The following is a 21110-nucleotide window of genomic DNA, read 5'->3' on the forward strand; positions in this document are numbered from 1 at the left end:
ATCGGCGTTGGTGACGAAGTAGGGCGAGATGTAGCCGCGGTCGAACTGCATGCCCTCGACGACGTCGAGCTCGGTCTCGAGCGACTTGGCTTCCTCGACCGTGATCACGCCCTCGTTGCCGACCTTCTTCATGGCGTCGGCGAGGAACGTGCCGATCTCAGCATCGCCGTTGGCCGAGATGGTGCCAACCTGGGCGATCTCCTCGTTCGAGGTGACCTTCTTCGAGTTCTTCTGGAGGTCCGCAACGACGGCTTCGACCGCGAGGTCGATACCGCGCTTCAAGTCCATCGGGTTCATGCCGGCGGCAACCGACTTCGCACCTTCGCGCACGATGGCAGCCGCAAGCACGGTCGCGGTGGTGGTGCCGTCGCCGGCCGCGTCCGCCGCCTTGGCAGCGACCTCGCGCACCATCTGGGCGCCCATGTTCTCGAATTTCTCCTCGAGTTCCACCTCCTTGGCGACGGCGACGCCGTCCTTGGTGATGCGCGGAGCGCCGAACGACTTCTCGAGCACCACGTTGCGCCCCTTCGGACCGAGCGTGACCTGCACGGCGTTGGCGAGGATGTCGACGCCGCGCAGCATGCGGTCTCGCGCTTCTACGCCGAATTTGACTTCCTTGGCTGACATAATTGAATTCCTCAGTTTACTTTCTCATGCGGCGGCGCGTCCGGCAGGCGCTCGTCAGGGAGAGGGGTGGGAGCGCTGGACTAGGCGGCTTTCTTCTCGGAAAACACATCGGTGAGAACGCCCATGATGTCGCTCTCCTTCATGATCAACAGCTCCTCACCGTCGACCTTGACCTCGGTGCCCGACCACTTGCCGAACAGCACGCGGTCGCCGACCTCTACGTCGATCGAAATCAGCTTGCCGGTCTCGTCACGGCCACCTGGGCCAACCGCGATGACTTCGCCCTGCGAGGGCTTTTCCTTGGCTGTGTCGGGAATGATGATGCCGCCAGCTGTCTTCTCTTCAGCGTCGATGCGCTTGACCACGACGCGGTCGTGAAGCGGACGGAAATTCATGTAGGCCTCCTGAGCATTTGAACGAGTTTACGATGGGCACGTTGTGAACAGCCCAGTTATAGCAAGAGCCAGGCCAAAGATGAGCGGAGCGATCCGTGCCGGCAATTCTGCTGAATCGCACACTTGTCCTGCGCGTGTGTTCGTCCGGAAGCAAACGTCCTCATGTACACAGCCCGCCAAGCTGTTGCGAAACTGACGTTGCGTCTCGTCAAAACATCCTCGTTTGTCGTCACGTACATTGGCAAAAGTCGCACACGCTAGTTCTTAGCATGGTCAGTCCGGTCACAGGAATCGGGGCAACCCAACGGATCCACGGCTCTCCACCTTGCCATCGAAGCTTCTCGTGCTCATTTGGATAGAGAGAGTAATTATGCAGCGGGCGTCAAAGAGAACGGGCCTATCAAAATCGTCGGCCCTAGGAACCCGTTCGAAGGTCATCGCAATTCTGAAGACAGTCCTTATACCTGCCCACTAGCGTGATGGCATATCCGCCGGAGTGCTACTTGCGTCGTTTCGTCGGTTTCCTCGAATATTGGATTCGCCTCGACCAGGAGCCCGTCCAGGTAGCGCTGGTATCGGGCTTGTTGATGAACGATAGCTTGCTCAAGCGGCTCTTGCGAGTGGTGCAGATCAACGCCCACTCGGCCGTCACTTTCTCGATGCCACGCAGCAGGAACTGCCTGAACCCGCGCGCCTGCTTGATCTGCCCGAACGCCGGTTCGACGATTTGCTTCCTGAACCGGTAGCGGCTTCGCGAGCCGGCGCGCTTGAGCTTGGCCCGCAAGGCTTTGGTGAGCGCTCCGGTCATGGTTCGCTTGCCTTCAGCGGCATGCTTGGCGCGCCCGATCGCGACGTAAGCGCTGATGTGGCGATCGGCGAGGGTTTGCAGGTTGGCCTCGCTCAGATAGCCGCTATCGGCCGAGGCTTCTCTGCAGCGCACCGTTGCACGACGGGCAATCAACCAGGCGAACGGATATTGCTGTCCGACGGGCGCGCTCACAACCTTCGTTTCGCGTTTCCGGCCGCCATGCAGGCTAAGAGACGGCGCACATACGTAGGATGACTTTGGTGATTGTGTCTGGCAATCATTTATTTAGCGTGCCTGGCACGGCCAGCGACTTCGCGGTCAGCAGCTCGAGCCATTTCAGACGCTTGAATTAACACGACCAGCCGACGCTCAAAGCGCTTAATTGTCTGAACCGCTTCTGTATGCTCCGGCCCTCTAGGAAGCCGATGCACTGCTTCGAACAAATGCCAAAGCAACTGCATCAGTTCTCGTAGATCCTTAAGGTGCGCCTCTTTCATCACGCGCTTAGCAGTCGCTATTTCGTCGCGATGGGAAGGTGAGCTGAGGCATTAGTGTTCAACCCAGATCAGGATTGCCATTGAGGTGGTGCATGGAGAGATCGTCGTTCTTCATCGGCTGCAGGTTGTCGCATGGTCCTCTCATTCGGGATTCATTGAGGTGCGGCAACATAGGCGCCATAATGCTTTAGTTGAAGCTGAGCCCACGCCTTGGCGTCCTTCTTCGGCTCTATCAGAGTTTGATAAATGGGTTTGTCGTGCGGATATAATTGCAACAGCGCATGATCCGGCAGAACCATTCGGTCTGCCGTGCAGGGACGAATCCATCTATTGAACGAAGACTTGCAACGACTGTGCCGTCGCTAGCTCAATGCAAAAAAAACATGCATGTGAGGATGCTAGCTCTCAATATCTGAGTTGTTGTAAACCCGACATGCCAGTCGGCACTGTGCCTATTACTGTCCGGAACAACAATCGTGTTGGCTTAGCCTGGCGATCATTACCCCGGTCTCTCGCAAGCCACCCGTGAGAAAAGTCGCTCGAATCAAAATATTGTGGGGCCGATACGGCGTATCCTTCCATGGCGCCTGCTTCCCCTCAAGTGGCGCTCTCGGCATCGTGACGATCGGATGCCCTAGAGTCGGGCTCGCTTCTGATCACCAAGGACGGATGATCGCGATCGTAGCGCAAGCCGGTTATTGGCCAAGAAAGGCTAGCTCACAGCCGCCCTTGTCAGTCAATTGAGAGCCGCGGCAGCGGACGAGCGCCGCTGATCAGATGGGCCTGCGCAGCCACTTCAGCGAGATAGTCATCCATCGCGCTTCGCGCGATGGCGGTCCCGGGGTGTCGGAAGTTCACGGAAATTCCGTCCTGCCAGCGACTGACCCATAGGTATGTCTCGCAAGCATTGGAGCTACGGCTGTTCAGAAACCTCGTCCGCCAGTGCGGCCAGCAGTCCGCCCCGGGGACCGTCCGATTGTCCATGTAGGATACCATGAAGCGGTCGCGCAGTGTGGCGCCGAGCAATTCCATGGCCTTTGAAAATGTCACCTGAGCTGTTTTCTTGGCGCGTTTGAGTTCGAGCCGGGCGGCGCGCAGGGTTTCCGGCAACGTATCGGCCACCCGGAAGCTTACCGGACTCATCCCGACATACCATCCAACCGAACGCATTGACCGCAGATCGTACCGGGTGTGAAAGGGCGCAACGGCGTGGAATTGTCGTTGGTTCGCCAGTGTTTTTCCTGCCAGCGCCAGACAGGCGAAAATTCCCGTCGCCGCGTTTCCGCCCTGGGACCTGCACCCTCGCTCGAATTCGGATGCCCCAGCCGCATCGAGCAGCCATATTCGTCCGGTGCGCTGTAAGGATCCTTCCGGCACACCGAGTGCTAGCGGAAAATCGGGCAACTGACCGCTGTTCGCGGCGATCAGCTCGCGCCAGTGGCCAATTGCGGGATGGTCATCGGACAGGTCGGTCAGTCGCTCTCGTTCGGCCTCGGCGTGATCCAGATAGCTGTGCGCCGGTGCCAGCTGCGGCGCCACTCCGAGGATTGCGGCTGTGTACAGCTCTCGGATCTCATTTGGCATCAAGGCCATCGAGTAGGCATCGCTGACGGAGTGGTCGGAGGCGAACAGGAGGCGCGTGGATGGTGGCCGGCTGATCGTCACGAACACATACGCCGGCCAGCGCCGCGGGTTGGTCTCCGCTTCAAAGAGCCGTTCCAGGAACTGAGCAATTTCGCCGGGATCGGCGCAGTCACCCACCACGGTCTTCTCAACTGCCGCCGCGCCTTGTTCAATCGTGGCGCAATGAACGACCGATCCATCATTGGCCAAGCGGCTGCGTAATGCCTCATGCCGGTTGACCCAGCCAAGGATCGCTCTTGTCAGCGCAGCGGCGTTGAACGCGCCCGGCAACTCGAACGCGGCGCCGAGCCAGCTTGACCGGCCATCGTCCGCGGAGCGAAAATGTTCCTCCTGAACATGAGACGGACGGCGCGAGTCGGGCCGCCAACTGACCGGATCGGGATCGCTGACCCGCCACACCATCAGCCGATCCGGCTGCCGATCAGAATCGCAAAATTCCTTGATGTCCATGAAGGGCCGTGGCAATGTTCACAGATGCAAGCTGCGCGTGCGGCGCAGCGGCGACCGCCAAATCCAAATTATCGAGGCAGTGCCAAGCACACTGCTCGCCAGCAATGTGGTGCGCAGGCTCGTTGCAGCAGCGGCCGCGCCGCCGACCAGTGCGCCCAATGAGCCCAGTCCCCACACGACGGTGCGGATGCTCGCATTGACCCGGCCTTGCAGGCGCTGCGGGACCAACGCATATCGAATGGGAACCTGCTGCACGTGGTAGAGTCCCTGGCCGATCCACAGAATGAATTGGGAGAGCGCCACGCATGCCACTGCTGCCCACCAGGGCCGGGTGAGCAGCGCCGCAAGGCTCATGCCTGCCGCGCTCACCGCCAAACCGGTCATTAATACAGGACCAAGCCCAATTGCCCGGCCCACCCACGGTGAGCCAGCCGCGCCCACCACACCGCCAAGCGCGCCGATACCGAGCACCATGCCGACAACCCGGCTGTCGAACCCGAGATCCTTGGTCAGATGCAGCAGAAAAGCCGCAGAATAGGCGTTGTGCCAAAAGATGAATGTGCCGGTTGCCAGGGTAACGGCCCTTAAAACTGCATTGCCGAACACGCTCGCCAGCCCCTCGGCCATTTGGACGAGCACAGTGCTTGAGGGCGCCGCTGAGGCGGCAGGCATCGGCACCAGCGAGAGCAACGCGGCGGCGAGCAGAAAGGAGACGGAGTCGGCCAGGATTGCGGTTGGAGCGGAGAACGCGTTGATAAGCCAACCGGCCAGGAACGGACCTGCGGCCATCGCGGTCGCCTGGCTGAATTCCAATGAACTCTGCGCCCGAACCAGCTGAGACCGGTCCAGGACTGTGGGTATGCACGCCAGATAAGCCACGTCGGCGATCACCGCGGCCACCCCAACCAGGACGCTTGTCGCGTATAGCTGCACCATTCCCAGGTGTCCAAGGCTGGCGCACAAGGGAATGGTGGCCAGCGTTGCCGCCATAACCACGTTGGCGGTCAAAAGGATTCGTCGGTGCGGGAGACGGTCGACGATGACCCCGGCGAACAGGCTCACGAAAAGACACGGTGCCCGACCGCAGGCGAGCAACAGCCCCGCCTGCGCCGGTCCGGCGTCTAGCAGGGTGATTGCAGTCAGCGGCAGCGCCAGCATGGTTACGTTGGAGCCCAGCAGGGAAATGGTCTGGCCGACGAGCAGCGCGAGGTAGCTGCGTGGCAGGGCGCGAGGCGTAGCAGAACAGTGCCGGCAGATCACGCGTCGCCAGATGGGCTTGAGACGGACAGATAGCCTAGTCGGGCCAGCTCACTTCCAGCGATCTCCTCGAACTCCACAATCTGGCTTGGCGTCAAATCCTGGACGTGGCGACCAATTCGACCTTGGTGCAGCGGCTTTCCCGCAGCCTCGGCCGCCGGGTGACCATGCGGTTGTTCGAACAACGCGTGCTCGTATTCAGCATGACGCAGCACGGCCTCGTCCCAAGGCAAGTCGAGGTGGTCCAGAATCATCGTCAAAGCGGTGCGGGGACTGCTTACAAGATCCTCGTAACGCACCTCGAGATAACGGCCAGGCGGCGCGATCCGATGCGGCCGGGAAACCACTTCAAGCCAACCCCGCGCGGCGTCGGCAACTGTTCGGTAACCCCAATCAGGAACGGTCTTCAGGTGAGAGGCGGCAACGTCGCGGCCGTCCCGCACGATATGCACGAAATGTGCACGCGGCCACAGGCGGGCGAAGTCGTCGATCCTGGTGATCTTACGCTGCAGTTTCAATCCCCAGCGCTGAGCTCCGCTGCGCGCCCTGCGCAACTCACCGATCTCGTTGACGAGCCGGCATCGGTCGATGAATGAAACAATGTCGTTGCCCACCTCGACCATAATCTTGCGGACCAGCCCGCGCAGGTCATCGAAGTCGAGACCGAAGCGGCGGCACTGCACCACAAAATGCACCCCGTCATACCAGAACGGATCGATCGTGTTCTTGGTCGTGTCCGTGACCCGCCAATCGCCGACCGCAAGCAGGTCGATTGCACCCAGAATGTGCGGGCCGAGATTGGGTGGTTCGAGGAAGTCGATCTCCGGACCGGCCACGAGATCCAGATGAGAGTCCAGCACGATACTCAGCAGCGTGGTGCCCGACCGGTTGTCGCCGCCGAGCAGCACTGGCGACGTGGAAAATGGATCGGGCTGCGACATGGTCTTGTTCTCTGTTCGACATGCTTGCTGGTCAGTGGACGGGCGCATTGAACCAGCGCCGAACCGCCCCCGGTGTGGCAACGAAATGATCTCTGGCGAACCGTACGGCAGCCGCGACTGGATCCGGGGCGCGGACTGGGTTGTCCGTGCGGGACAGTGCCGCCGGCAGGGCCTCTCCAGCTGCTTCGATAGCCGCCTGCACGTCGGCGTCAGATACCGCAGCGGAGGGCATGAAGCGTCCGCCATACTGCATCAGGAATCCTCGCGCCCACATCTCCTCGAAGAAGGCGTGGCCAAGTTCGGCGTCGGAAAATACAACGTCGAACATCGTGGGCCAGGCGAACGCCCATGCCGCGACTTGCTGCCTGGTGAAGACACTGTTGAGCCCCCTGATCAGTTGCTCGCCAACCTCGCGCATTCGGGCCAGGGCGGTCCCGTCGCGCAGCGCATGCAGGGTACTCAGTGCAGCTGCGAACGGGGTGACTTCGCGCTGGTAGGTGTTGCCCATGTATGTCTTTTCCGCAGCGGCGAGTACGTCCGCCCGGCCCGCCACCGCCGACAGCGCCATTCCGTTCGCCAGTCCTTTGCTCAGTGTAATCAGATCGGGCGTGAGCCCGATGGCCATATGGTACCCGCCAAGGGCGTAGCGGAATCCGGTCATCACCTCGTCAAGGATGAGCAGGGCGCCGTGCCGATGCACCAGCCTCTGCAGTTCTTGATGGTATTCGGGCGGGAAGAAGTTGACCTCCGGGGTGATGATCACTGCGGCGGCGCGCTGGACACTTGCCAGCTCGTCGAGCAAGTCGAGGTTGTAGCGGAAGTCCACGCTGTCCCGGTCCCGATTGGGCAGCCCCATTTCCGGCCGGTCCTGCAACTGCCAGTCGTGCCAGCCGTGATATCCGCTGGTCAGTACATGGTTAAGGCCCGTGAACGCGCGGGCAAGGCGCACGGCGGCGGTGGTGGCGCAAGATCCAGTGCGGAAAAATACTGAGCGCTCCGCGACAGGGAAGATCTCCGCCAGCCGTTCGGCCAATTCGACCCGGTGCACGGACAGCGGTCCGGGCAGGATGCCGCCGGTACGGCGCATCTCAGCGGCTGCGTGCGCCACGACCGGCTCGTATCCGGCTCCGAGCGGCGCGGCACCGCTACAGGAAGTGAAATCGACGTATTGCTTTCCGTCGATGTCCCATGCATGCGCGCCTGACGCACGCGTCATCACGACCGGAAAACGCCTGTTGAGATCCCACTTCTGCGAGGCGGTGACGCGCAGGGCGCGTCGCAGTGCCGATCCGTCCCCGTCGGTCGCGTTCACGGCGGCAGCAAGCGTGCTGATCGACAAAAACCGTCTCCGTTGCGCTCGTTACGTCAGCTGCGTGACTATTCGTCGAGCGATCCGTAGCGCATTCGCCTGAATGGTGAAGGTCGGGTTGACGCCTCCGGCATATGGGAAAAAGCCACCATCCGCGACATAGAGATTGTCGACGTCGTGCACGCGACCCCAGCGATCAACCACCGATTGCTTCGGATCGATCCCAGCCCGACAGGCGCCATGCAGATGGCCGCTGCCGAACTGATAGTTGGAATCCTGATAATCCACGTGCTTCACACCGGCTTCGGCCAGCAAGTTCGACGCGCGTCTGGACAAGTAGCCCAATCGGCGTTTGTCCAGCGGATGGGTCTGGTAATCGAGAATGATCTTGGGCAAACCCAGCCCGTCCCGCCTGGTAGCCAACCGGACCGCATTGTTGCGCATGGGCTGGTCGGCCGCCAGAAAATGCAGCCGTAGCCTTGTATTTCCGTCGTCGTCCGTGCGTTCAGTCGGACTTGCTTCGTAGATCATTCCGCCGAGCCCCGAAGGCGCCTCGTCGTTGAGGTAATGGTCGGAGACCGCGACGGTGGAGAATGGGCGGCCGGGCTCGGGCGTGACCGGCGGATTTATCGTGGTGCTACCGGACACGTAGCCGCTGATCTTGAACGAGATGCCACTGCCCACCATGCCGGATGCGTTGCCGATGCCGTTGGGCGCCGCGCGTTGCGCCGAGCGTAGCAGCAAGGCGGCAGACTGCACTGCGTTGCCGGCAAGTACCACGCAGCGGGCGCGGACCCGAGCTCGTTGTCGCTTGAGAGTATCCACCCATTCCACCGAATCCGCGCGGCTGACGTTGCCGAGATCGATACGGACGGCCTTGCTGCCGAGCGCAATCGTCAGCGCGTCCGGCGGCAGGGTGACACCTGTGAACGGCGAGCGTGCGTCGGCCCTGGCGCCGCTTGGACATAAATGTTCATTGCAGGGGCCCTCGCAGCGGCAGGCTGGCCGGCCGTGATATGGCACCGAGTTGATTGCTAATGGCGTGGGGAACGGCAAGTGGCCCAGGCGTCTGCCGGCATCGGCAATCAACTGGCCCGGCAAGCTGTACTGGTGTGGCGGCAGAACGGGCGGATCGCTCGGCGGCTCGAGTGGGTCCGCCCCGGCCAGGCGGGCCACCCCCATGCGCCGCTCCAGCTCCTCGTAGAATGGGCGTAGCTCGGTGTAGTTGATCGGCCAGATCGGATCGAGCGCGTCCCCGGCCACATGCGCTCGTGCGTCGAAATCGATGGCGCGACAGCGGAAGGCTATTCCGGCATATAAAGTCATTCCGCCGCCGAGCGCGCAGACGGTCCACGGACGTCCGAATGGCGTCAACGTCCCTGCCGCAGACGGCACCAGGGCGCTATCCATGCCATTTTGGACGCTCGCCAGCGAGGCGCCGGGAGGAAGTGCCCGACCTTCCTCGAGAAGGAGTACTCGCAGTCCGTGTTGTGCGATCTCGTGGGCAACTATCGAGCCGCTGGCACCACTTCCGACGACGCATACATCAACGATATCGGCCGTCATTATTCCACCTTCTGGCAACAAATATCGACCATGCGCAATCGCGCCCTATTCGTTAATGACGAGCTGCCATCAGACAGCTGTCACAGCCACCGTTGAACGCACGGCCCGTCCAGATCGCCCGGATTATCCGGTATGGCTTCGCTCGTTTGCCAAGGATCATCGCCGCGAGATCGTACAATGTGACGCTACGTACGATTCAAGCTCTTCGATGCAGCAGCCGCATTAATATGAGCAAGCGGCATTTTCAGAACCACTGCGATTTTTGACAGGTCTAAGAGGCCCCAAACGATTGTCCAATCCACCTACCTGTGCACCAGATGCGGGCACCAGCGTGTTCTTGCACTATGTAAGGACGCCCGCAAATTTAGCTTCGAGACGCGATACGGGCAGCGTTTTGAGGCCGCGCTCATTGGCAATGCGTCGATCGGTCGCTACCCAACACATGATTGTACGAATTGTACGGCGATTTGATCGCGAAGGTCAGCCGATCTCGTATTGACTGGCGCTGGAATGCGATTTCTTTCCTTAGGCTCTTCGCAATCATCAGGCGCCGGCTAGAACGCTCAAAGCTGCCCTGCATAGACGGCAAAAAAAGCCCGACCTCATCGATGGCCGGGCGAAAGTCAGTCTCGGGGAGCGAGGCTGCTAAGCATCGCGCCAACTTCCGTCGACAGAGGGAGAGCTGCCGACGGTTATTCGCGGCAAAAGTTTCACCGCAAATTCTAATTTCGGAGGATCAACAATCGGACAAATCTGGCGCCGTTTTTTGCTAAGACGTATTGATGGAATGGAATGCGGCTCAACACTGGCTCGCACAATCCTGAAAAGGTGTATCCTTCGTTGTCGTGGGAGGATCGCCGAAGGGATTAGATGAGCGGCGCTGAACCGAGACGATCCGCGGCTGTCCGAACGGACTCAACGTGCCGACCGCAGGGCGCAGCAACGCAGCATCCCCTGTGGAATCCGCCGGGGGGCTGGGAGGAAGCGCCTCGGTTCGCATCCGAGCATTCGAAGCCCGTTCACTCGATCTTGTAGGCGATGATTGGGGCATCGGCATCGCACTCTGCTGTACACACATCGACCGCATTGGTATCGTCGTATCACCGACGTCAGCAAACGGGCGCCAGGTCGACTTGTCGGGCATCCTCGTTGGCTACGTTGAGATGGTACAACGTGACGCCACGTGCGATTCAAGGCCTTTGAGCTGCCCTCCATAAAATACATGCTGCCGATCTCTCACACGTAGCTAAGTGATCCGCGAGCGGCTGACGTGCATGTCGCTCTGTTTGTGGATGGAGTTGTACCACGTGAGCGCTTGAGGCACGCGCACGTCGCCCCACCGCGATCTTGTCCCAGTTCGCGCGGATTAGGCGTCGTGGTCCGGCCGCCAGGCTACTTGCCGCCTGGGTTCCCAATCCGAGAGTCTTTAACGGGCTTGTGGAACGCGGCTCATCCGGCTGGCACGTCACAGCGAAAGGCCGAGCAGCCTGGCCCACATCGAAAGCCGCCATCCTCCTGTAGTCGAGCCGAGGCCGTCCGAATTGGACGAGGATGCGCACTTTGCGGTAGCGCACTCTGCCAAGGCGCGGTCCGGCACCTACGGCGGCCTGTCTGTTGTTAATCTGAATACGCCGACGCCGTCCGAATTGGATGACGAGGTTGATTCTGCGCGAGCATTTCCGGCCCCCTCAGATACTCAGATCGGAGGTTTGGACCTGACAGTCCCGTCCCGAGGCCCCGGACTGGTGCTCGAGGATACCGAATGGCTCGGCGACGAGCACATCCAGAGGGACTACGAGCTACTCGAGCAGTGGCTGCAGGAGAACCATCCGGATCTCGCCGTCCGGACGCGGCTCGTCGATCCTCTTATAGCCCACTATCAGCTGCGCCTGGCGGCCACTGATGGCGACGCGCTAAGTCGCTTCCAGCGCCTCATCCATCAAAATGGTAACGATACAGCCGACTTCCTGGTTCTACCAATCAACGATGCCGATCGTCCTGATCAACACGGCGCCCATTGGTCGCTGCTATTCGTTGATCGAAGGGACCGGCAACGGCCAGTCGGCTATCGCCACTCGTTGGCCGCGGAGGGTAGCTGGTCAACCTTGACGAGTGCCTCAAAAAAGGTTACTCGGCAGTCCAGGAGGGCTCGATGACCCGCACATGCAAAAAACGTGCCAATAGTCCGGCACACAACATCGCCGCTTCTCGACTTGTTGCGGCGCTGATCTTCCCGATTCTGGCGGCTGGGCTCCTTCGGAGCGTCGGTATGGCTGGGGGCGTGGGCCGCGAGGCGATCGCTTCTGCGGATCAGGTAGCACCCGAAGGTCGCAGCGTGCGCCTTCGGAGCCTTGGAGATCGTGGATAGTCCTTACTCTGTCCGTGGATACAATGACGCTCGTGCAACAAGGCTCGCAGATCGGCTGGGCCTCAGCCGCCAGGATAGCCCAGCAGCAGAACGACTATGATTGCGGCGTCTTTGTCGTGGACGGCACGCGTGCGTTGGTCAGGGATTGGCAACAGGGCAGCCAGACCTGCTGAACCTTAACAAGCTCAGCATCAGCCGGCTGGCACTGAAAGACCAGCTAAGGATCTGAGGTCGGCTCGTGCCGATGGGAGTGGAACGGCTCTCGCCGACGCCGCCGCCAGACCAGTATGGCTGGTGGCCGGCGGCGTGGATGTCGACGGGCGGCATGTGCAGCGGGTGATCCAGGCGGTCCTTCGGCATGATCGCTCTCGACACTGAACGTGCTCCCCCTCAGCCATTCCATCACGCTTGGTTCCTTTCCGATTGACTCAATCGGCGCGCAGACGTCCCGTTGCGCGCGCAAGTTACCGTGATCTATCGTCGTCCGCCGCAGCTCTCGGCGACGGTCCGCAGCTTCTCTTCGAGCGTTCGACCGCGCCGAGCGCTCATGGAAACAACTTACAGCCAAAAAACGTTCGAACTAGCTGCACTGTTCATATGTCGTCACTCCGCGCAAAGCGACCTTCGCCGTAGCAATGCGTTCAGCGCTCGATCTAGTGTCTCGCATTGCGCAGCTAGAGCATTAAAGCTGCGCGGAACGCTCACGGAATAGCGACCGAAGCAAATTCAGCGCATGAGGTAGGAGGCGCGGAATTCCGCAAGCAATTCGAGCTGATCTCGCTGAAGAAGATCAACCGCATGACCGTTCCATTCAATGAGCTTCCTACGCCTAAGCTCCTGGATTGTCCGGTTCACGTGCACAGTCGAAAGGCCGCATGCATCGGCAATGTCTTGCTGTGTGAATGGAACATGAAGGCGACCATTGTCCAGCAGCCCCACGAGCTCAAGACGTGCGGCGATCTCGCATAGAAGATGAGAAAGCCGAGGCAGCGCTTCCCGGGAGCCAAGATTTTCGATCCATTCGCGATAGATGGCCACGTGAATCAACGTCTCCCGCCAAAACGCATGGGGGAGCCCAGCGGACTTTCCCAGGACATCTTTGAGGCATGAGTGGGGCACAAGGGCATGATGCTCGTGCCAATACTGCAGAGATCGCGATCCGTTTCGGGCAGATGAAGGGTGTGCAGGTCGGGAATGTCTCCAGGGACATAGAAGGAGGTTAACTGATTTCGATCGGACGCCACTCTTGACGAGACAGAAAGCCGCCCATCACGACGCCACAGCTTAGAGGCCGGTCCCCCTGGCGCGCCAGGTACTCGCCATGCGCAAATCGTTTGATGGTGTGAGGCATGCTTTCGAGCTTAGCCAGGTCTTGCTCGGATAAGCCTCTGATGCCCCGCAGACGCGTAATGAGCATTTGGTGCGGCAAGCAATACCCCGTTCTATCGCTGGGGTACGCCAATATCGACACCTATCCCCACCAGCTACCTGATCGCGGCCATTCTGCACGGTTCCCCCTGATGTTCAATCTCTTTTCTGCTCTCCTCTTCGAGCTCATACGCGATGCTTTCGAGAGATACGGGATCCTCACGAAAGTGCTGACGACGACCTTCCGGCTATCCCTCAAGCTCGATGATAAACCGCTTGCTTCTGGAAGAACGACGAGGCTTGGCGCACAGTCGCGCCTGCGTCGGGCCGCGGCCGCGTTCCAGCCCAGCATCAGGGCTCACGAGCGCGCAGCCAACATCGGCTCGACACTGACGCCTTCCGCACCGCGCTGGCGGCAGCTAAGAAGAGCAATTCCTTTGCCGGCTCGGCTCATCGCGCTGCGCAAAACGGCGCGTCTAATTTTCTCTCGATCGTGAGTGCGGGTGGAACGGTCGTCGTCGAATGGGGATCGCTTCCGCACTGCAGACGCCCGGATTTGACGCCCATGACACGCGACCGGCGGGCCGTTTCAGCGGGAACGGCGATCGCCTCGTCAACCTGGGACGGTACCGTTCCGGGTTGATGGGCCCAGTTGGCAACATGAGGTGCAAATCAGGCTGGCAATAGAGATCCGATCTGATTATTCCTGCGAGAGCCGGCTCGAAGAGAACAAAGCTCAATGTCGTCTTCGTCATGCCAGCGAGTTATGTACGAAACGGTCGGATCTGTAGCACGGATAGCACATTACCTGGGGCAGCGAGACAGTTGGATCGCTGCGTACGGTGTTTAGTGGCGTAAAAATGCGCCTCTGACGGTACAATCCTGGGCAAGGGGTATGCTTGAGCCGACGCTCACGGTTATCTGGTTGGATAGAGGTTCAACATGAATCGTGCGGTTCTGCACCGCCATGAATTGTCGATAACGACCGATGAACAGCGTGAGTTGACGCGGTGCAGAGAGGAGATAGCGCGTCTCAAACAGCTGGTTGTGCAGCTTTCTGAACTCGTCTTGCGCAATGTCACGCAAAATGCAGAAGGCCAAAAGTCGCAGTCCGGGTGACGCGCTCGGCCGTATACCGAATGGTCAATCGGCAGATGATGGGCGCGCTAGACAATAGCCATTGTGATCCGCAGCGCGGCGTCCTCCGGGGGAGGGGAGCGGCCCCGCCCTTGTTCTTCATGGGGGCGGGGCCGCGTAATTTACGGTCGAACCGCTTCGTGGATCGATGGACATGAGCGATGCGTGTCGCACGGAAATATGTGGCCAAGCTCAGAAATTCAATTTCTTCCGGCCGTAGCTTACTGTCCTGGAGCAATCGATCGATCGGCATTGACCACCACCCGGGGGGAGACGCCCGCTTTGATGCGCCAGCCTAAGATGCGTCAGAACGCGCTCGGGTTAGTTTCGCTATAGCCGCCCTTGTCGTCCCACCTGTAAACGACATAGTCGAGCTGCTTGATGTCACCCTTGGCGTCGTATTCCAACTTGCCGATCACGGTGTCCCAAGAGCCCGCTTTGATTATCTCGATAACCTTCCTCGGATCCGTGGTGCCGGCTTTGCTTGCGGCCTGGGTCCAGACCTGCACCGCAGCGTAGGTGTAGAGCGTGTAGCCTTCGGGATCGATATTCCTGGCCTTGAATTTGTTGACGATCGCAGCCGCCGTCGGCTTGTTGCGTGGGTCGGGCCCGAAGGTGAAGAGCGTGCCCGCTCCAGCTGCGCCGGTGATCGAGGCAAATTCCTTGTCGGCCAAGGCGTCACCCGACATCAGTACGGTCTTCAGGCCCTGATCGCGCATCTGACGCAGGATGAGGCCTGCTTCCTGGTGATAGCCGCCGACATAGACGAGGTCGATATTGTCACGCTTCAGGCGCGAGACGATCGCATTGAAATCCTTGTCGCCCTTGTTGTAGGACTCGTACATCTTCTCGATGATGCCGGCCTTGTTGAGGGCCCTCTTCGTCTCGTCGGCAAGCCCTTTGCCATAAGTGGTCTTGTCGTTGAGAATGCCGATGTTCTTGCCCTTGAAGTGCTTGGCGATGTAGTCGGCAGCAACCTGGCCCTGCTGGTCGTCGCGGCCGCAGACGCGCGCCACGTTCCATAGCTTGCGCTCGGTGAATAGGGGGTTGGTCGAGGCGGGCGTGATCTGCAGTACGCCGCCGTCCGCATAGGCTTCCGAGGCCGGAATCGACGACGAAGAGCAAAAGTGCCCCGCAACGAATGGGATCTTGGCGGCGGCGATCTTCTCCGCTACCGATCGCGCCTGCTTGGGATCGCAGGCATCGTCCTCGATGTCGAGCGCGATCCTTTTGCCGAGTACGCCGCCGGAAGCGTTGATCTGCTCCACCGCCATCTCGGCGCCGTTCTTCATTTGCCGCCCGAAGGCGGACTCGCCCCCGGTTATCGGTCCAGCGACGGCGATGGTGATGTCCTCCGCCAATGCCCCGGTGGACAGCGCAATCAATGCTCCAAGTGCAAAGCCGGTCAGCTTGAGTGATTTCATGGATGGTCCTCACAGGCTCAATGCGGCGGCGAGTAAGCTCGAGCAAAGCAAAGCGAGCCCGGCGGCGGTCAGTGCCAGAAAGCAGCCGGAGACAAAGTCATGGTCGCGCATCAAACCCCTTCGATTGCACTGCCATGAGGGAGCAGGAGCCCACCTTGACTCATTAAGAAAACCGTCCGTCCCGCTTAACCGTCCAGAGGCTCGAGGAACTATCGGCAGGCTGCTCATCGCTCGAAAACAGTACATGGACATTTGCCGATGCCGTTCCAGCGGAGCGACAAGCCAGGGCGCGTACGCAAGGATGGAGCTGTATCAATGAAGCAACGTTAACCTACAAGCGTTCGTCCCGTCTCATTCTCGCAGCCTCGCACCGCGTTACCAATTTCATCTCGCCCCGCTAGTTCAGCGCACAGGGTCGCCTTAGACGAACACTAACGGAATCGTCCGGCTAGGGAAGAAATAGGTCGGTCCGTAACGTACAGAGCTCGCCACGTCCGAAACGCTGCCACGCGAGAGGCAAGCATCCACCGAGAGAGAGGTGAGGCGATCGTTCACACCGTCCGCCATTCGAAGACAATCCACATGCCTCACGGGCATCGACGGAGGCAGGCATACGGGAGCGCAGAGTTGTGTTCGCTGCCCTGGCTGCTGGCATCGCGATGCTCTTGGCTTCAGCCGAGCCGCGATAGGTCAGAATCCTTGTCGTCCTTAGAGCTCGTAGAACTCTTGATATTCGACGGCGAGGTCGCCTCCATAACGCGGTAAGGCAGCCAGTGCGTTTGGTTCAAATGAAGGCAAAGACAAACAGGCTCGAGCAGAGGAGCGCGAAGCTGGTTGCGGTCAGTGCGAGGAGACTACCGGAGACAAGGTCATGATTGCGCATCAATCACCCTCGATTGCACTTATGAAGAGACACAGAGTGGCAGTTCGCTACGCTGAAACTTGCAAGAAAATTTCTTAGTCGATTCCGATTGCACTATTCCTGCGTTGTCTAGGTGATGGTGTGTGCAGCGTTGTTGCGCGGTAGCTCGTTGAAGTGCTGCATAACAAAGACGGATGGAGTTCGAAATGCATCAATGCTCGATTGGCCCGGCAGACGGGGCCGGCCTTGATCAGGAGATCGGATTCGCTGGCTGGCCGGCTGCTCACACTTTGAGCCGGCCGCACGGCCTGCCCGAAACTTGGCCTTTTCCATACTCGAGCATGTTTCTCCGCGAAGGTGCCATGCTCCTGGCAAACTGGGTTACCTGGTCGGCCGAAGCGGCCTGCTATGTGTTTTTGCCGCGCTTGTCATCTCCCGCCGCATCTCCGCCCTTGCGCGCTCGGGCGTGTCGTCCTTCCAGCGTATCGAGCCGAATGGCCTCTCCAGCATACGGCGCACGCGTACCGGCGCAGGGCCGATGTGGAAGTGAATTGCCCGCTGTTCCAGGGCACGTTCCGATTGGGTCGAGCGGTTGCGCCAGCGCAAGTAGTCGAACCAGGTCGGAAAGTGATAGCGCTCGGTCCACAATTCGGGATCGGCAATGTCGCGCGCGATCGACCAGCCATAGGCGCCGTTGCGCTGACGAGACAATTGCACGTCTTGCATGACGTTGTGGAACGCGCGGGCATTCTCTTGTGCAATCCGGTATTCGATCTCGACGACCAGCGGCCCGCTGCGTCCGGTCAAGGCGAGCCGTACTTCGGGATCGGCGAGCAGCTGAGCCTCTTCACCGCGCGCGCCGACACGGGGCATGGGCAGCCAACGGCCGATGAGCGGTGAGGCCAGCATCAGGGCGGCCGACGCCAGCAGCGCGGTTTCGACCCCGGCCGCGTCGGTCAGATGGCCCCAACCCCAGCTGCCGACGGCGATCCCGCCCGAGCTCGCCGCCTGATAGGCTGCAAGCGAGCGTCCAGTCACCCAGCGCGGCGCCGACAGCTGCACCCCAATGTTGAACACCGCCCATGTCATCATCCAGACGGCTCCAGCCAGGACCAGGGCCGCCGCGGTCAGCACCGGTTGGCGGCTGAGCGCGACCGCGGCCATGGCTGCGCCCATCGACAACGCGCAGGCGCGAATCGCGGCCTCGCCGCTCATCCGCTTGCGGATCTCGGCAATGTTCAGCGCGCCGACCACGGCGCCAAGGCCGAAGGCGCCGAGCATGATGCCGTAGGTCTGGGCGTCGCCATGCAAGACATCTCGTACCACCAGAGGCATCAGCGCAGTGATCGCACCGCCGCCGACGCCGGTCACCAGAGTGCGAAGCAGCACGACCTTGATCGATGGCGAATTGCTGATGTAGCGCACACCAGACACCATCGCGCGGCTCAATCTTTCAGGCGGCAGGCGTGAGGGGACGCTGACGCGTTTCCAACGGAACAACGCGAGCATCAGCGGCAGATAGAGCAACGTGTTGAGCGCGAATGCGGCCACTGCACCGGCGCTGGCCACCACCACTCCGCCGATCGCCGGGCCGACGCTCCGTGCGATATTGTAGCTGATGCCGTTCAGCGCGACGGCCGCAGGCAGCTGCGCTTCCAACGGCACTTGTTCGCTTACCGATGATTGCCAGGCAGGTCCCATCAGCGCCATGCCGCTGCCGACAACGAAGCAGAGTACGAGCAAGACGTTCGGTGTGGCCAAGCCAAAGCAGGCGGCCACGGTCAGGCCGGCTGCGCCGGCGAGCGCGATGCCAAGCGAAACCAGCGCCACGATGCGGCGATCATACATATCAGCGATCGCGCCGGCCGGCATCGAAATCAGCATCACTGGCAGCAACAGCGCGGTCTGCACCAACGCGACTTTGTCAGCCGAGGACGTCATCTGCGTCATCGCCCAGGCTGCGCCGACACCTTGAATCAAGCTGCCGATATTGGAGACGAGGCTTGCAAGCCAGATGCGGCGGAACGTCGCGTGCCGCAGAGGCGCCGTGATGCCATCGGCGCTACGCGATTGGACTTTGGGTGAATCGGTCATATCGGATCGTGATGATCTACCATGATTTGATTCTGGTGCGGATCACAAGCATGTGCCCGGCGCGATATCCTACCCTGGCGTGGTCGTGAATGAGACGCGCCGATCGCATGACGGTGTTTTCCTGGCTGCCGATCTTCTACTCCTGTAAGAACGCCTTCGTGGCGTACGGCGCGCTGTCCGATCGGATGACTTAAGTCTGCATCATGCCTATTCGCGCGCGTCGCTGGTGACATTGACGGACGGTGCGTCGCTCGTGGGCAAACCTTGTACGTAGCGGACAAACGAGCAAAGTCCACAAGTGCGGAATCACTTGTCGCGAGGTACGGTGAACTGCGCTCTCATTGCGAGGCAGCCGAAAACTCATGTCAGGGGACTATCGATTGTTCAGATAGCTATGCAGCGTTTGGCGGAACTTGTTGTCGCTCGGCGAGTCGTTACGTGTCAGTATAGGGCGACCGATCTATCTCCATCCCGCGCGGGTTCCGCGAAGCATCTTCATCGAGAACGCAATGTGGTGCGATAGATCGGTCCCTCCGGGCTCGAGCCATCAATATTGCCTCACAGAGAGCGGGTCTGTCGCAGGTCGAATGAAATATTTGAAAGCTGCAACATCGATTCCACCGCTTGATCCAGCATAAACCGTTCAGGAAACGAACGTGACGGTATGCCGCGGGCCAGTCTTTGACATGTTGCTTCTTGCACAGCGCTCCGAACCGCCATAGCCGGCCGGATCGCACTGTCCATGACGGCAGCACCAACCGGGAGCCCGTGCTCGCAGGTGACAGCAAAAACCAGCTGAGCGGTCAATCACGACGACCGCTCAAGACGATCCGAATAGTTGTGATCAAGTAGGACCACCGTCGCATCGAGCGCCATCCGACATGTGTTGTGAAGTTCGTGGCCCCTCATCGTAAACAGCTCATCGCGGAAATAGGCGCGAAGCCGGGCAACGGCCGCTCTCATGGCTGGCTGAGATTGATGCTCCATGCCGCAGCAGTGAGGCTACGCTCGCTCATCAAAGCGACGAGCGCGATGAGGACATTTAGATCAAGGCCCTTGAAACGCATGCCCTCAGCCATCCATCGCGTGGATGCGCCCCATCAACACATTCGATTTTACCAATTTTAGGAAATGCTGCATTAGAAAAAGCCAGTTCGGAGAATTAAAACAAGATGAGCGCATTTCCAGGGTTGCTATCGTCCTTACCAGCATAAGGAAATCATGTGGAGACAGGATCATTGTCAATGTGTCAGCACTAACAGTGTTTTGGTGGCGAAAACCGCGATGCCGGTGAAAGCGCCAAATAGCAGCTATTAAAGTCGCTATTTTTATTCCTTCCCTATTCGCTTGTTGACAGAGAACCTAGCACCGCTTGCCTTGGAACAAGTCCGCCGAGCTTATCTCTCGTCGCCTTCGCTCCTCGCCCTCCGGGACGATAAGCACGTCCTGCCAGTAGGTGGAGCCCGGAATCAGAGACCAGATAAACGCACACTATGCACAGTCTGAGATTTTAACAATGAACGTGCGCACCGAACGTGAGAAAATGCTGGCCGGACAGCTTTACGACGTTCTCGATCCTTCTCTTGTTGCAGAGAGATACAGGGTAAGAGGCTTGTGCCAGAAGATAAACTCCTCCAGTGATGCGGACAAAGATCTGCGTCGGAACCTTTGCAAACATATTTTCGGGAAAGGCGGAGACACTGTGTGGATACAGCCCCCCTTTTTCTGCGATTACGGCTCCAACATAGAGTTAGGCATGCAAGTATTTTTCAATTTTAACTGCATAGTGCTTGATGTTTGCCGGGTTCGTATAGGTGACTACGGGCTTTTTGGTCCAGGCGTCCAGATCCTGACGTCGATGCATCCACTTGATGCTGCCCTTCGCCGGAAGCAGCTGTACGGAAAGCCGGTTGAGATTGGATCAGACGTATGGGTGGGGGCCGGGGCAATTATCCTACCTGGCGTGACCATCGGATCAGCTACTGTGATCGGTGCAGGCAGTGTCGTAACACGTGACATTCCAGCCGGAGTGTTTGCAGCTGGTAACCCTTGTCGCGTGATCCGAGAAATCTCCGGATGAGCGCGAAACCTACTCGTCAGCTAAGCAGCTTTGCGTGCTAAGTCCACCTTGGCCCTGCCGCGTCGGGTGGGATAGCGCAGGTGGGCACGCTCAAGGAGCTCGCGATCACTGCGTAGTAGGCGATCCTTATCGGGCCAGTTCGAATCATATGAATTGAACAACTCACCGTTACTCAACCCGCTTGGATGCTCATTTATCAATTGCTCCAGATAGTGCGTGCCAGCCCTTGGCATCGCAAGGACCACGAACGGCTCAGGCAACGGTGCGGAGTGGGTCATTGCAT

14 protein-coding genes and 3 pseudogenes are annotated in these 21110 nt (G+C 59.9%); 4 read left to right on the forward strand and 13 right to left on the reverse strand.

What is annotated here, in order from left to right; all coding sequences use genetic code 11:
• The 8 genes and pseudogenes from H8A95_RS31625 to H8A95_RS31660 form a co-directional block, all read right to left on the reverse strand.
• On the reverse strand, positions 1-627 hold a 627-nt coding region (locus H8A95_RS31625; RefSeq protein WP_274617676.1), incomplete at its 3' end, for a TCP-1/cpn60 chaperonin family protein.
• 80 nt (positions 628-707) lie between these two features.
• Positions 708-1022: a co-chaperone GroES gene (gene groES, locus H8A95_RS31630; RefSeq protein ID WP_229167425.1), complete on the reverse strand. Its 315-nt coding sequence runs from the start codon at positions 1020-1022 to the stop codon at positions 708-710.
• A 622-nt stretch (positions 1023-1644) separates the two neighbouring features.
• A pseudogene (locus H8A95_RS31635) lies at positions 1645-1953 on the reverse strand (transposase); the annotation flags it as partial.
• 1106 nt (positions 1954-3059) lie between these two features.
• Positions 3060-4421, reverse strand: a complete 1362-nt coding sequence (locus H8A95_RS31640; protein ID WP_229167423.1) for a condensation domain-containing protein — start codon at positions 4419-4421, stop codon at positions 3060-3062.
• A gap of 18 nt (positions 4422-4439) precedes the next feature.
• Positions 4440-5681 carry an MFS transporter gene (locus H8A95_RS31645; RefSeq protein ID WP_229167422.1) on the reverse strand — a complete coding sequence of 414 codons (1242 nt, stop codon included), beginning with the start codon at positions 5679-5681 and terminating at the stop codon, positions 4440-4442.
• Positions 5678-6619 (reverse strand): sulfotransferase family protein, encoded by a 942-nt coding sequence (locus tag H8A95_RS31650; RefSeq protein ID WP_229167421.1) that lies wholly within the window; start codon positions 6617-6619, stop codon positions 5678-5680. The genes H8A95_RS31645 and H8A95_RS31650 overlap by 4 nt, the downstream gene beginning before the upstream one ends.
• 31 nt (positions 6620-6650) lie before the next feature.
• On the reverse strand, positions 6651-7958 hold the full coding sequence (locus tag H8A95_RS31655) for an aminotransferase class III-fold pyridoxal phosphate-dependent enzyme (RefSeq protein ID WP_229167420.1): 1308 nt from the start codon (positions 7956-7958) through the stop codon (positions 6651-6653).
• 21 nt (positions 7959-7979) lie between these two features.
• Positions 7980-9494 carry a GMC oxidoreductase gene (locus H8A95_RS31660; RefSeq protein ID WP_229167419.1) on the reverse strand — a complete coding sequence of 505 codons (1515 nt, stop codon included), beginning with the start codon at positions 9492-9494 and terminating at the stop codon, positions 7980-7982.
• Positions 9495-11035: 1541 nt separating this feature from the next.
• Here H8A95_RS31660 and H8A95_RS31665 point away from each other — a divergent pair.
• Both H8A95_RS31665 and H8A95_RS31670 read left to right on the forward strand, forming a co-directional pair.
• Positions 11036-11650 carry a hypothetical protein gene (locus H8A95_RS31665; protein ID WP_229186747.1) on the forward strand — a complete coding sequence of 205 codons (615 nt, stop codon included), beginning with the start codon at positions 11036-11038 and terminating at the stop codon, positions 11648-11650.
• A 235-nt stretch (positions 11651-11885) separates the two neighbouring features.
• A complete protein-coding gene (locus tag H8A95_RS31670) occupies positions 11886-12035 on the forward strand; it encodes a Ulp1 family isopeptidase (protein WP_229186748.1) in 150 nt (49 codons plus the stop codon).
• A 553-nt stretch (positions 12036-12588) separates the two neighbouring features.
• Here the strand turns inward: H8A95_RS31670 and H8A95_RS31675 are convergent.
• Positions 12589-12900: a Crp/Fnr family transcriptional regulator gene (locus H8A95_RS31675; protein WP_229167418.1), complete on the reverse strand. Its 312-nt coding sequence runs from the start codon at positions 12898-12900 to the stop codon at positions 12589-12591.
• 371 nt (positions 12901-13271) lie between these two features.
• Between H8A95_RS31675 and H8A95_RS31680 the strand changes: the two genes are divergently transcribed.
• Positions 13272-13727: a hypothetical protein gene (locus tag H8A95_RS31680; protein ID WP_229167417.1), complete on the forward strand. Its 456-nt coding sequence runs from the start codon at positions 13272-13274 to the stop codon at positions 13725-13727.
• 945 nt (positions 13728-14672) lie between these two features.
• Here H8A95_RS31680 and H8A95_RS31685 read toward each other — a convergent pair.
• The 3 genes and pseudogenes from H8A95_RS31685 to H8A95_RS31695 form a co-directional block, all read right to left on the reverse strand.
• Positions 14673-15791: a branched-chain amino acid ABC transporter substrate-binding protein gene (locus H8A95_RS31685; RefSeq protein WP_229167416.1), complete on the reverse strand. Its 1119-nt coding sequence runs from the start codon at positions 15789-15791 to the stop codon at positions 14673-14675.
• Between the two features lie 1243 nt (positions 15792-17034).
• On the reverse strand, positions 17035-18747 hold the full coding sequence (locus H8A95_RS31690; protein WP_229167415.1) for an MFS transporter: 1713 nt from the start codon (positions 18745-18747) through the stop codon (positions 17035-17037).
• Between the two features lie 876 nt (positions 18748-19623).
• Positions 19624-19814 (reverse strand): annotated as a pseudogene (locus H8A95_RS31695) (LysR family transcriptional regulator); the annotation flags it as partial.
• Positions 19815-20263: 449 nt separating this feature from the next.
• Between H8A95_RS31695 and H8A95_RS31700 the strand changes: the two are divergent.
• Positions 20264-20827, forward strand: coding sequence for a sugar O-acetyltransferase (locus H8A95_RS31700; RefSeq protein WP_233287292.1), 564 nt, complete (start codon positions 20264-20266; stop codon positions 20825-20827).
• 68 nt (positions 20828-20895) lie between these two features.
• Here H8A95_RS31700 and H8A95_RS31705 read toward each other — a convergent pair.
• Positions 20896-21105: pseudogene (locus H8A95_RS31705) on the reverse strand (sulfotransferase); the annotation flags it as partial.
• Positions 21106-21110: the final 5 nt, after the last annotated feature.

This window comes from Bradyrhizobium oropedii, from assembly GCF_020889685.1.
Taxonomy (GTDB): Bacteria; Pseudomonadota; Alphaproteobacteria; order Rhizobiales; family Xanthobacteraceae; genus Bradyrhizobium; species Bradyrhizobium oropedii.